This is a genomic window from Phaeovulum sp. (assembly GCF_041596715.1).
In the GTDB taxonomy this organism is placed as follows: Bacteria; Pseudomonadota; Alphaproteobacteria; order Rhodobacterales; family Rhodobacteraceae; genus UBA6213.
In genome coordinates this window covers 1-11,604 of record NZ_JBFHIA010000086.1, presented here as the reverse complement: position 1 = coordinate 11,604, position 11,604 = coordinate 1, and the positions used below count along the sequence as shown (strand labels likewise).

The following is an 11,604-nucleotide window of genomic DNA, read 5'->3' as shown; positions in this document are numbered from 1 at the left end:
GTCATCCTGCTATCGGTCGCGGTGGCTTTTGGGGCGGTTGCGCCGAAACGCGCAGCGGCCGCGCCAGAAAGTTTCGCCGATCTGGCCGAAAAGGTGAGCCCGGCGGTGGTCAATATCACGACCACAACCACGGTCGCTGCGCCGATCGATGGTAGCCCGGTGTTTCCCGACGGATCGCCCTTTGGTGATCTGTTCAAGGATTTCAACGGACAGAACGGTCAGGGCGCACCACGCCAATCGAACGCGCTTGGTTCTGGCTTTGTCGTTTCGGCCGATGGGTACATCGTTACCAATAACCACGTGATCGAAGACGCAGATCAGATCGAGATCGAGTTCTTTTCGGGCGAACGGCGTGCTGCGACGCTGGTGGGCACCGACCCGAAAACCGACATCGCCGTGCTGAAGGTGGTTACTGAGGAGTCGCTACCCTTTGTCGAGTTTGGCGACAGCGATGTGATGCGGGTCGGCGACTGGGTCTTGGCGGTAGGTAACCCGCTGGGGCAGGGCTTTTCGGCCTCTGCCGGAATCGTTTCGGCGCGTAACCGCGAGTTGAGCGGCACCTATGACGACTATCTGCAAACCGACGCCGCGATCAACCGGGGCAACTCGGGCGGGCCGCTGTTCAACCTTGATGGTCAGGTGATCGGGGTCAACACCGCGATCCTTTCGCCCAATGGCGGTTCGATCGGCATCGGCTTTTCGATGGCCTCGAACGTGGTTTCCAAGGTCGTCGCGCAGTTGCAAGAGTTCGGCACCACGCGGCGCGGCTGGCTTGGCGTGAAGATTCAAGACATTACCGCCGATATGGCCGAAGCGATGGCGCTGAGCAACACGCGCGGTGCGATGGTGACGGACGTGCCAACCGGGCCGTCGCTTGATGCCGGGATCAAGGCGGGCGACATCATCACCAGTTTCGATGGCGGTGTTGTAAGCAACAGTCGCGATCTGGTGCGCCGTGTGGCGGATGCGCCAGTCGGTGAAGCGGTCGAAGTGGTGTTGCTGCGCAACGGCGACGAAGTGAAGCTGATGGTTACGCTCGGGCAGCGCGAGTTGGCCGAAGGTGAAGGTGCCGAAGCACCGCAACCGGTTGCTGGCAGCCTGCTGGGCATGACGCTGGAACCGGTGACGCCGCAGACGGCGAACACGCTGGGCCTGCCCGAAGGCACGCAGGGGCTGGTTATCACCGAAGTCAAGACCGACAGCGAAGCATGGCAGCGCGGCTTGCGCGCCGGTGACGTTATCACCGAGGCCGGGCAGCAACCGGTGGCCAGCATGAGCGACCTCAACGCGCGTATGGAAGAAGCGACCGCTGCGGGGCGCAAGTCGGTGTTGCTGCTGATCCGCCGCGATGGCGAGCCGCGGTTCGTGGCACTGCCGACGCCGTAAGGCCAAGGCACGAAACGCTGAAAGGGCGCCCCTTGGGCGCCCTTTTCATTTCAGCGATCCAACTCGACCGCGATCAGGCCAAGTTCGCGTGCAGTCGCCAGCGCCAAGGTGCTGCTGGGCAGGCCGCGCGGGGTTTGATAGGCGCTGATTGCGCGTGCTGTTGCGCTATCAAACTCGCCATTCACGAAGCCGTGGAAGTAACCGCGCACCCGCAGCGCACGTTGCAGTGCTGCGACGAAATCTGGTGTCAGCGCATCGGCGCAGGGCGTGCGGAACCAGATTGGGGTTCGTTCCGAGACGATTTCTTGCCGGGTTTCGGTGCGAAATGCCGCCGGGCGGATCACGGTGCCGGTCGCGGGGTCGCGCTGTTCGGCACGGATCAAGACCTGCTCGGTGACCGTTTCGATCACCGCCGGGCGAACTTGGCTGGCCCAGCAAGCGCCCTGGGCGGCGCTGGGCGCTTGCAGCCGCACCTCGCCGGTCAGGGTCGCAGCGACCTCTGTTGCAGGCAGCGGCACGGTGGGCGCGCAGGAGGCCAGTGACAGCACGCTAAGGGCGATGGCAAAGGCGCGGGGCATGTAATCGGGCTTCCTGCGGGCACGGTTTTTGCGACATTAACGGAAGGTTGATGTGCCTGAAAGCCCAGTTGCGCCAAATGCAAGCCACCACATCTGGCAATGCCGTTCTGATGGGCATAAGTCTCGTTTGCAATTGACGGCGGCAAGGGCCGCAAAACTGGGAAAGTAGCTGACATGGCACTGATTACTTATGTGGAATACAGCGGCAAGCGGCACGATGTGCAGGTAAAGCCGGGCAAGACGGTTATGGAGGGTGCACGCGATAATGGCGTGCCCGGTATCGATGCCGATTGCGGCGGTGCCTGCGCCTGTTCCACCTGCCATGTCTATGTCGCCGAGGAATGGGTTGATCGGATTCCCCAAAAAGATGCGATGGAAGAGGATATGCTCGACTTCGCCTACAAGACAGACCCGAAACTTTCGCGCCTGACCTGCCAGATCAAAGTGACCGAGGCGTTGGACGGGCTGGTGGTGAATATTCCTGAAAAGCAGATCTGATGCAGCGTTTCGCGCTGGCGCTGGCCATGTTTGCAACGCCAGCCTTGGGCGAAACGATAGTCTCGGCCCGCTACGATGCACCGACCGCGCGCTATGGCCATGGCGCGTTGGCCGGGGGCGAGTGGGCGGAGCTGGTACTGGTACTGGAGGGCGGCGGCGAGCGGCGCTTTGGCTTGCCTGCGGATATGGTGTTTGAAGATGTGGCACCACGGCTGGCAGACTTGACCGGCGACGGGGTGGCAGAAGCGGTTGTGGTTGAAAGCGAGGTTGCCAAAGGCGCGCGATTGGCGATCTGGGGGCCAGAGGGGCGGATTGCGGCAGGGCCGTTTATTGGCACCTCGCATCGTTGGTTAGCACCATTGGGCGCGCTGGATGTTGACGGTGACGGAAGGTTGGAGTTTGCCTATGTGCTGCGCCCGCATCTTGATGCGGTGTTGAGCGTGGTGCGCTTTGACCGGCAAGGTTTGGTGGTGCTGGCGGAAAGCGGTGGCTTGCCCAGCCACCAGTATCGGTCTGCCGTGCTTGAGGGCGGAATTGCAGCCTGCCCTGACGGGCCTGTGATGCTGACCGCCGATTCGACTTGGGCGCAGGTGATGGCAACGCGCTGGGTCGATGGGGCGCTACAGAGTGCAGCGCTGGGCAGGTATCGCGGACCCGAGAGTTTTGCCGAGGCGGCTGCCGCAATGGGCTGTACATTCAGCGTGCCATAGAGATGCCCCTAAAAACAATGGGTAAGCGGATTTTGTGGGATTTCCTTAACAAAAACCTAATGTTACGCGCGCAGGGTGCGTGCAACCCGAGATTTTAAACTTGACTTTGCGAACGCCCTAAAGTAGAAAACAGGCATGCTAGGAGAAGTGGGCAAGCGGCACGGGGCAACCCGGTGCCGCTTTTTCATTTCGCTCGTGCGGACAATGGCATGAGAGGCGGGCGCAGCAGCAGATGATAGTGACTTTCTCGGGCGAGGAAGCGGCTCCGGCGGATCTGATCGCGGAGACAGAGGTGTTGTACCGGGAGGTGGCGGTTGAACTGACCGCCGCACTTCAGGGCATCAGATTGGGCAAAGCCGACGAGGTTAAAACCGCCATGCAGGCGGTGAAAGACCTTCGGGCGGCATTGCAGATGGTAATGGATGAAAGGACCAGAGTTGAAAAACTCCGCAAAAACGTTGCCGGGGTCGTGCGGGATTACGCCATCGACTTCGACGCCGCGAGAGATGAGATCGGGCGCCGCCTGGCTCGCCTCCGCGCAGCCGGAGGAGGTTGATGAGTTTCTGGCGGGGTTGAGCGACAATGCGTTGCTGGCCCTGCCTTGGGTGTTCGACTTCTGGGCGTTACCGCATCAGATCGCCCCCGAGGGGGCATGGAAAAGCTGGGTCATCATGGGCGGTCGCGGTGCGGGCAAGACCCGCGCCGGGGCGGAATGGGTGCGTGCCCAAGTGGAAGGCGCGCGCCCGCTGGACGCGGGGCGGGCACGGCATGTGGCGCTGCTGGGCGAAACCTATGATCAAGCGCGCGAAGTGATGGTTTTTGGCGAAAGCGGTATTCTGGCTTGTTCGCCCCCAGACCGCAGGCCGGACTGGGAAGCAGGGCGCAAGCGTTTGGTCTGGCCAAATGGCGCGGTGGCGCAGGTGTTTTCGGCGCATGAACCCGAGAGTCTGCGCGGGCCGCAGTTCGATGCGGCGTGGGCGGATGAGTTGGCAAAGTGGAAATACGCCGAAGATGCTTGGGACATGCTGCAATTCGCATTGCGGCTGGGCGAGCATCCGCAGCAGGTTGTCACCACAACGCCGCGCAATGTTCATGTGTTGAAATCGATCTTGAACAACCCCTCGACGGTGGTGACACACGCGCCGACCGAGGCGAACCGCGCCTATCTGGCAGCATCGTTTCTGGAGGAGGTCACGGCGCGCTACGCGGGAACGCGGCAAGGACAGCAAGAGCTGGAAGGGCTGTTGGTCGAAGAGGTTCCGGGCGCGCTCTGGTCTGGTGCGGCGCTAGAGGCCTTGCGGGTGAACGAGCCGCCGCCGCTTGACCGGATTGTGGTGGCGATAGACCCGGCGGTGACGGCCAACAGTAGTTCTGACACCTGCGGGATCGTGGTGGTGGGGGCGGTTACGCAAGGGCCTGTGCAGAATTGGCGCGCCTATGTGCTGGAAGACGCGAGTGTGCAGGGTGCCTCGCCCATGCAATGGGCCAAGGCAGCCGCAGCCGCCGTGGAGCGCCACGGTGCAGAGCGGCTGGTGGCCGAGGTCAACCAAGGTGGCGATCTGGTCGAGGCGGTTCTGCGACAGGTGGCACCACTGGTGCCGTATCGCAAGCTGGTGGCGGGACGCGGCAAGGGGATGCGGGCCGAACCGGCCGCGGCGCTGTATGAGCAAGGGCGGGTGCGGCACCTGCGCGGGTTGGGCAGGCTGGAAGACCAGATGTGCCAGATGACCGCGCAGGGCTTTCAGGGGCGGGGCAGCCCAGACCGGCTCGATGCTCTGGTCTGGGCATTGCATGAGCTGATCCTTGAGCCTGCCGCGCAGCACCGAAACCCGCGGGTGCGCGGTTTGTAGGGCGCGCCATTTCTGCGGCATTTGGAAGATGAACGGGCGCGGGGGTTTGCGGCCCTTGGGCAGAGGGGAAGGCTGGGGCGACCCGGCCTTTTTGCTGCGTCTTGGCAAACCTGCGCGGTGGGCATGGCAGACAGGAGCAAGAGATGGTGATGCATTTTTTTCGTCGTGGCCGTGACGGCGCGGCGGCGGTGCCAGAGCAAAAAGCCTCGGCGACTGGGCGCGTGATTTCGATGGCTTCGGGCACCGCGCGCAGCGGTGCTATCTGGTCGGCACGCGATGTAGGCAGCATGACGCGGCAGGGCTTTACCGCAAACCCGATCGGGTTTCGCTGCGTGAAGCTGATTGCCGAGGCGGGCGCGGCGCTGCCACTGGTTTGTCAGGATGCGGAGCGGCGCTATGACGTGCATCCGCTGATCGACCTTATGCGTCGGCCCAATCCGGGGCAGGGGCGCGCCGATCTGTTCGAGGCGCTTTACGGGCAGATTCTGCTTTCGGGCAATGGCTATATCGAGGCTGTGACGCCCGAACCGGGGCTGCCGCGCGAGCTGCATGTGTTGCGTTCGGACCGCATGAGTATTGTGCCGGGGGCCGATGGTTGGCCGGTGGCCTATGACTATACGGTTGGCGGTCGAAAGCATCGCTTTGACATGTTGGGCCACTCTGACCCGATTTGCCACATCAAGGCGTTTCATCCGCAGGATGACCACTACGGGCTTTCACCGATGCAGGCGGCGGCGGTGGCGGTGGATGTGCACAACGCCGCTTCGAACTGGTCAAAAGCGTTGCTGGACAATGCCGCGCGGCCTTCGGGCGCTATCATATACAAAGGGGCTGATGGGCAGGGCGCATTGAGCCCGGATCAGTATGACAGGCTGGTGTGCGAGATGGAGGCGCATCATCAAGGTGCACGCAACGCCGGACGGCCGATGTTGCTGGAAGGCGGGCTTGACTGGAAGCCCATGGGGTTCAGCCCATCGGACATGGAGTTTCATTCGACAAAGCAGGCGGCCGCGCGCGAAATTGCGGTGGCCTTCGGTGTGCCGCCGATGCTGTTGGGCATACCGGGCGATGCGACCTATGCCAACTACCAAGAGGCGCATCGGGCCTTTTACCGCCTGACGGTGCTGCCGCTTGCAACGCGGGTTTCGGCCGCGATTGCCTATTGGCTTTCACACCACTTGGGCGCGGCAATCGAGCTGCGCCCCGATCTTGACCAGATTCCCGCGCTGGCTGCGGAGCGCGATCAGCAATGGCAGCGGATCGGCGGGGCCGAGTTTCTTTCAGATGCGGAGAAGCGCGTTTTGCTGGGGCTGCCGCCGTTGGTGGAGGCGTAAGGGATGAGCGAGGCAGGCTCGCGCTATCTCAAAGCGCCGTTCGAAGTGCATGAACAGCGGTTCGAGGCGACCGAGCGGATCATGGAATTGCAGTTCGGGCAGGTCGAAAAGCGGCTTGAGCGGATCGAACAGATGATCGGCGGATTGGAAAAGCGGCTCTGGATGACAGTTTACGGCGTGGTTGCCGTAATTCTGTCGCAGGCGGTGCAGGGGGTGCTTTCATGGGCCCCGAAGTGAGGATTTCTACATGATGACACAAGATTACGGGCTGGAACAGAAGTTCACCCGGATGGGTGATGTGGTCAGTGTCACCGACGGTTTGGTGATATCGGGCTATGCCTCGCTTTTCGGAGTTGCAGACCAGGGGGGCGATGTGGTGCTGCCGGGTGCTTATGCCGCGGGGCTGAAGCGCCTTGCCGCCAATGGGGCAAGCGTCAAGATGCTTTGGCAGCACGATCCGGCACAGCCGATTGGTGTCTGGGACGAGATCCGAGAGGACGCGCAGGGGCTTTGGGTCAAGGGCCGCTTGTTGCCCGAAATCGACCGGGCGCGCGAGGCGGCGGCGCTGATTGCCGCGGGGGCGATTGACGGTTTGTCGATCGGTTACCGCACGGTTGCGGCCGAAAAGAACGCAAAAGGCCAAAGGCTGCTTGCGGAACTTGAGCTTTGGGAGGTCTCGGTAGTGACTTTTCCGATGCTCAACGAGGCGCGGGTTGGGGCCAAGGGCGATGGGCCCGAGGCATCCGATTTGCGCGATTTGGTCGCCGCACTTGCCGATGCGACCAGAGTGCTGGCGGACCGCTAGGCCGCGCCGAACCCCTCAACCCTATCAAAAGGTGGAGTGACGATGAAGACCGAGAGCAAGGCTCGGGCCGAGACGGGTGTGCCCGGTGGCCCGGCACCGGTGGCTGAGGTGAAAACCGCGCTGGCCGGTTTCCTGAACGAGATCAGAAGTTTTCAGGACGATGTGAAGACCAGGTTGCAACAACAGGAAGAACGACTGACCATGCTGCATGCAAAATCGATGACGAGCGGGCGCCATGCCCTTTCCGCCGCCGCGCAGGAGGAAGCGCCGCATCAAAAAGCCTTTGCCGCGTATCTGCGGTCGGGCGATGATGACGGGCTGCGCGGACTGATGTTGGAAGGCAAGGCGCTCAACACCGCGGTTTCTGCTGAGGGTGGCTATCTGGTGGACCCGCAAACCTCGGACGCGATCCGTGGTGTGCTGAAGGCCACAGCCTCTATCCGGCAGATCGCACATGTGGTGAACGTCGAGGCGACCAGTTTTGATGTGCTGGTGGATCATAGCGAAATGGGTTCGGGCTGGGCGTCGGAAACTGCGGCGCTGACGGAAACCGGCACGCCGCAGATCGACCGCATCTCGATTGCACTGCACGAGTTGAGCGCCATGCCGAAAGCAAGCCAAAGGCTGCTGGACGACAGCGCCTTTGACATTGAAGGCTGGCTTGCGCAGCGTATCGCCGACAAGTTCGCGCGCGCCGAAGCGGCGGCCTTCGTTTCGGGTGACGGCGTAGACAAGCCCAAAGGATTTCTGAGCCATACGAAAGTCGCCAACGACAGTTGGGCTTGGGGCAGCCTTGGCTATGTTGCCACCGGTAACAACGGCGATTTCGCGACGATCAACGCATCGGATGCGATCGTGGATTTGGTCTATTCGCTTGACGCCGAATATCGCGCGAATGGCACCTTCGTGATGAACTCCAAAACTGCCGGCGCGGTGCGCAAGATGAAGGATGCGGATGGGCGTTTCCTGTGGAGCGACAGCCTACAGGCGGGCGAGCCCTCGCGGTTGATGGGCTATCCGGTGCTGATCGCTGAAGACATGCCGGACATCGCCTCGGGCACCTATGCGATGGCTTTTGGCGATTTCAAATACGGCTATACGGTTGCCGAGCGCCCGGACCTTCGCGTGTTGCGCGATCCGTTCTCGGCCAAGCCGCATGTGCTGTTCTACGCCTCCAAGCGCGTCGGTGGCGATGTCAGCGACTTTGCCGCGATCAAGCTGCTGAAGTTCGCCGCGTCGTAATGGCGCGTGCGGGGGTGCAGTGCACCCCCTCGTGTGGGCGCGGGCGCGTGCCCGTTGTCGTCTAGCTGCTCCCTCCGTCCGAGCGACGGCGGGCAGCCCGCGCCCGCTTTTGCCCGCAAGGGCGCGTTTTGCGGAGATTTCCATGATGCTGACCGAAAAGACGGCGGTGCCCGCCGAGGCTTTGCCCGTTGCAGAGTTTCGCGACCATTTGCGGCTGGGCACCGGTTTTGCCGACCTTGGTGCAGGCGATGCCGCGTTGCTGGCCTATCTGCGCGCGGCGATCGCGGCAATCGAGATGCGCACGGCCAAGGTGCTGATGCAGCGCGATTTCATGGTGACACTTGGAAATTGGCGTGGTGCGCGGGCGCAGCCGTTACCGGTTGCCCCGGTGAGCGCGATTGCCGAAGTTCGGTTGCGCGATGCAGCAGGGGTCAGCGCGGTGGTGGCACCGACGCGGTATCGGCTGGTGCCTGATATGAGCCGCCCGCATCTACAGGCAATTGGCGCTAGCCTGCCGGGCGTGCCAGCGGATGGTTGCGCCGAAATCGATTTTACTGCCGGGTTCGGACCTGCTTGGGCAGACCTGCCGGTGGATCTGGCGCAGGCGGTGTTTTTGCTTGCGGCGCAGTATTACGAATTGCGGCACGAAGGCGTCGGCGCGGCGCAAGCAATTCCCTTTGGGGTGATGGCGCTGATCGAGCCTTGGCGCACGGTGCGCGTGCTTGGGGGGCGTGCATGAGCGCGCCGCGCCTTGATCGGGCACTGGTGCTGGAACAGGCCGAGCGCGTGGCCGACGGCGCGGGTGGGTATCTGCTGAACTGGGCAGCGATTGGCACGCTTTGGGCCGAGGTCAAACCCGGAGCCGGGCGTGAGCGTGCGGGCGAATTCGTGACGCTCGCCACGGTGCCCTACCGCATCACGGTGCGCGCGGCACCTTTTGGCAGCCCGAGCCGACCGCGCCCCGAACAGCGGCTACGCGAGGGCGCACGTATATTTCGTATTCTTGCAGTCAGCGAAGCCGACCGGGCCGGGCTCTATCTGACCTGCTTCGCGCAGGAGGAGGTGGTGGCATGAGTTATGCGATCGCGGGCGCATTGCAGGCTGCGGTTTATCAGCGGCTGCGTGCATCAAGCGCGCTTGAGGCGCTGGTGGGTGAGGCCATCCACGATGCGGTGCCGCCGGGGGCGGTGACGGGCACATTCGTCAGCCTTGGGCCGGAAGACGCGCGTGATGCCTCGGACGCCACCGGGGGCGGGGCCGAGCATGACTTTGTGGTGTCGGTCATTACCGATGCCGCGGGATTCCAGACGGCAAAGTTGGTTGCGGCGGCGATTTCCGACGAGCTGTTGGGGGCGTCGCTGGTGCTGGCACGCGGCCGATTGGTGGGGCTGTGGTTTTTGCGAGCGCGCGCGCGGCGCGTGGAATCTGGCGAGACGCGGCGCATTGACCTGACATTCCGGGCGCGGGTCGAAATCTGACCGGCGCATTCCTCGGGCCTTAGGGCTAGCGCGCCCGGCGGGGCATTTCTGCATCAAACGGAGAACAAGCATGGCGGCACAGAACGGCAAGGACCTTCTGATCAAGCTCGATCTGACTGGTAGTGGGCAGTTCGAGACCATCGCGGGGCTGAGGGCCACGCGGATCAGCTTTAACGCGGAGACGGTCGATGTGACCAGTCTTGAAAGCCAAGGCGGCTGGCGCGAGCTGCTTGCGGGGGCGGGGGTCAAATCGGCGGCAATCTCTGGCTCTGGCGTGTTCAAGGATGCCGACACCGACGAGCGCGCACGGCAGATCTTTTTCGACGGCGAGGTGCCGGAGTTTCAGGTGATCATACCGGCCTTCGGAATTGTCCAAGGGCCGTTCATGATTACCGCAGTCGAATATGCAGGCAGCCATAACGGCGAGGCAACCTACGAGGTCAGCATGGCATCGGCCGGGGTGCTGACTTTCACGGCGCTCTGATGGCGAACCCTTGGGCGGGAGAAGTGGCGATCTGGCTCGACGGGCGGAGGCATGTCGCCAAGTTGACGCTTGGCGCGCTGGCAGAGTTGGAGGCGGCACTGGCGGCGGGAAGCCTGATCGAGTTGGTCGAGAGGTTCGAGGCGGGGCAGTTTTCAACCCGCGACGTGCTTGCGTTGCTGGTGGCGGGGCTGCGTGGCGGTGGCTGGCAAGGCGAGGCCGAAGACCTGCGCACGGTCGAAATCCGTGGTGGTCCGGTAGAAGCGGCGCGCGTGGCGGCAGAGCTATTGGCGCGCGCTTTCGCGGTGCCGAGGGCGAAATGAGCGGGCTCGACTGGCCGGGTTTGATGCGGGTGGGGCTGCAAGGGCTGGGCCTGCAACCGCGAGAGTTCTGGCGGCTGACCCCGGCAGAGCTTGCGATGATGGTGGGGGACGCGGCTGCGACCGCGCCTTTGACCCGCGCGCGACTGAACGAGTTGGCGGCGGTTTGGCCAGACAAGGTGAAAGGATCACGGGATGATCGAGGTGGACGGGCTTGACGGCTTGGGCCAGCAAGCGGCGGCGCTTGAACGCAGCTTGGGCGGTGCCGAGACCATGGCCGCGGCGTTCAATGCAGAACTGGGGCGGATGCGGGAAAGCGCGACATTTACGAACCGCGAGGTCGGGGCGCTTAGCAATTCAATCGGAAAGGGGCTTAGGCGCGCGTTCGACGGGCTTGTCTTAGATGGAATGAAACTGTCGGACGCGCTGGCCGAGGTCGGGCGTGCGATGAGCGAAAGTGTTTATGCAACTGCGATGAAGCCGGTGCAGAGCGCATTCGGTGGCGCGATTGCGAGTGGAATGAACAGCCTGCTGAGGGGGATGTTCCCGTTTGCAGAAGGTGGTGCTTTTACGCAGGGCCGGGTGATGCCCTTTGCCAAGGGCGGTGTCGTTTCGGCACCGACCTCATTTGCCATGCGATCCGGGCGCGGTTTGATGGGTGAGGCGGGGCCCGAGGCGATCATGCCGCTGGCGCGCGGTGCCGACGGGCGGTTGGGCGTGCAGGCGGCGGGGGCGGGGCGTGCTGTGAATGTGGTGATGAACATCGCCACCCCCGACGCTACCGGGTTTGCCCGCAGCCAAGCCCAGATCGCGGCACAATTGAGCCGCGTTTTGGCGCGCGGCGAACGCAACCGCTGAGGAGGCGCGCATGGCTTTTCACGAGATCCGCTTTCCTGCCAATCTGAGTTTCGGATCGGTCGGG

General features: G+C 63.2%; 17 protein-coding genes. 16 read left to right on the top strand and 1 reads right to left on the bottom strand.

The genetic code is table 11. From position 1 onward, the window contains the following. The first annotated feature begins 3 nt into the window (after nt 1-3). Nucleotides 4-1,386, top strand: a complete 1,383-nt coding sequence (locus tag ABY403_RS07790) for a Do family serine endopeptidase (RefSeq protein ID WP_372840204.1) — start codon at nt 4-6, stop codon at nt 1,384-1,386. Nucleotides 1,387-1,436: 50 nt separating this feature from the next. Here ABY403_RS07790 and ABY403_RS07785 read toward each other — a convergent pair whose 3' ends face one another. Further along, nucleotides 1,437-1,964: a peptidoglycan-binding protein gene (locus tag ABY403_RS07785; RefSeq protein WP_372840202.1), complete on the bottom strand. Its 528-nt coding sequence runs from the start codon at nt 1,962-1,964 to the stop codon at nt 1,437-1,439. Between the two features lie 174 nt (nt 1,965-2,138). On the opposite strand from ABY403_RS07785, the gene ABY403_RS07780 reads away from it, so the two are divergent. The 15 genes from ABY403_RS07780 to ABY403_RS07710 all read left to right on the top strand — a co-directional run bounded on the left by ABY403_RS07780 (nt 2,139) and on the right by ABY403_RS07710 (nt 11,540). After that, complete coding sequence (locus ABY403_RS07780) at nt 2,139-2,462, top strand: 2Fe-2S iron-sulfur cluster-binding protein (RefSeq protein WP_372840201.1); 324 nt, start codon at nt 2,139-2,141, stop codon at nt 2,460-2,462. Then, the gene (locus ABY403_RS07775) at nt 2,462-3,172 is read left to right on the top strand and encodes an FG-GAP repeat domain-containing protein (protein WP_372840200.1); all 711 of its coding nucleotides are present in this window, start codon (nt 2,462-2,464) and stop codon (nt 3,170-3,172) included. The genes ABY403_RS07780 and ABY403_RS07775 overlap by 1 nt, the downstream gene beginning before the upstream one ends. Before the next feature lie 232 nt (nt 3,173-3,404). After that, a complete protein-coding gene (locus tag ABY403_RS07770; protein ID WP_372840199.1) occupies nt 3,405-3,728 on the top strand; it encodes a hypothetical protein in 324 nt (107 codons plus the stop codon). After that, a complete protein-coding gene (locus ABY403_RS07765) occupies nt 3,679-5,022 on the top strand; it encodes a DNA-packaging protein (protein ID WP_372840198.1) in 1,344 nt (447 codons plus the stop codon). The genes ABY403_RS07770 and ABY403_RS07765 overlap by 50 nt, the downstream gene beginning before the upstream one ends. A gap of 143 nt (nt 5,023-5,165) precedes the next feature. Then, nucleotides 5,166-6,356: a phage portal protein gene (locus ABY403_RS07760; protein WP_372840197.1), complete on the top strand. Its 1,191-nt coding sequence runs from the start codon at nt 5,166-5,168 to the stop codon at nt 6,354-6,356. A gap of 3 nt (nt 6,357-6,359) precedes the next feature. After that, entirely contained in the window at nt 6,360-6,593 is a 234-nt protein-coding gene (locus tag ABY403_RS07755) for a hypothetical protein (protein ID WP_372840196.1), read from the top strand. A 13-nt stretch (nt 6,594-6,606) separates the two neighbouring features. Next, on the top strand, nt 6,607-7,161 hold the full coding sequence (locus ABY403_RS07750) for an HK97 family phage prohead protease (protein ID WP_372840203.1): 555 nt from the start codon (nt 6,607-6,609) through the stop codon (nt 7,159-7,161). A gap of 42 nt (nt 7,162-7,203) precedes the next feature. After that, entirely contained in the window at nt 7,204-8,403 is a 1,200-nt protein-coding gene (locus ABY403_RS07745; protein ID WP_372840195.1) for a phage major capsid protein, read from the top strand. A 142-nt stretch (nt 8,404-8,545) separates the two neighbouring features. After that, a complete protein-coding gene (locus tag ABY403_RS07740) occupies nt 8,546-9,142 on the top strand; it encodes a hypothetical protein (RefSeq protein ID WP_372840194.1) in 597 nt (198 codons plus the stop codon). After that, nucleotides 9,139-9,477, top strand: a complete 339-nt coding sequence (locus ABY403_RS07735; protein ID WP_372840193.1) for a head-tail adaptor protein — start codon at nt 9,139-9,141, stop codon at nt 9,475-9,477. The genes ABY403_RS07740 and ABY403_RS07735 overlap by 4 nt, the downstream gene beginning before the upstream one ends. Continuing rightward, nucleotides 9,474-9,881, top strand: coding sequence for a DUF3168 domain-containing protein (locus ABY403_RS07730; protein ID WP_372840192.1), 408 nt, complete (start codon nt 9,474-9,476; stop codon nt 9,879-9,881). Before ABY403_RS07735 ends, ABY403_RS07730 begins: the two co-directional genes overlap by 4 nt. A gap of 70 nt (nt 9,882-9,951) precedes the next feature. Then, the gene (locus ABY403_RS07725; RefSeq protein WP_372840191.1) at nt 9,952-10,365 is read left to right on the top strand and encodes a phage major tail protein, TP901-1 family; all 414 of its coding nucleotides are present in this window, start codon (nt 9,952-9,954) and stop codon (nt 10,363-10,365) included. Continuing rightward, nucleotides 10,365-10,685 carry a gene transfer agent family protein gene (locus ABY403_RS07720; RefSeq protein WP_372840190.1) on the top strand — a complete coding sequence of 107 codons (321 nt, stop codon included), beginning with the start codon at nt 10,365-10,367 and terminating at the stop codon, nt 10,683-10,685. The genes ABY403_RS07725 and ABY403_RS07720 overlap by 1 nt, the downstream gene beginning before the upstream one ends. Beyond that, a complete protein-coding gene (locus ABY403_RS07715; RefSeq protein WP_372840189.1) occupies nt 10,682-10,900 on the top strand; it encodes a rcc01693 family protein in 219 nt (72 codons plus the stop codon). The genes ABY403_RS07720 and ABY403_RS07715 overlap by 4 nt, the downstream gene beginning before the upstream one ends. Then, complete coding sequence (locus tag ABY403_RS07710; RefSeq protein WP_372840188.1) at nt 10,878-11,540, top strand: phage tail tape measure protein; 663 nt, start codon at nt 10,878-10,880, stop codon at nt 11,538-11,540. The genes ABY403_RS07715 and ABY403_RS07710 overlap by 23 nt, the downstream gene beginning before the upstream one ends. Nucleotides 11,541-11,604: the final 64 nt, after the last annotated feature.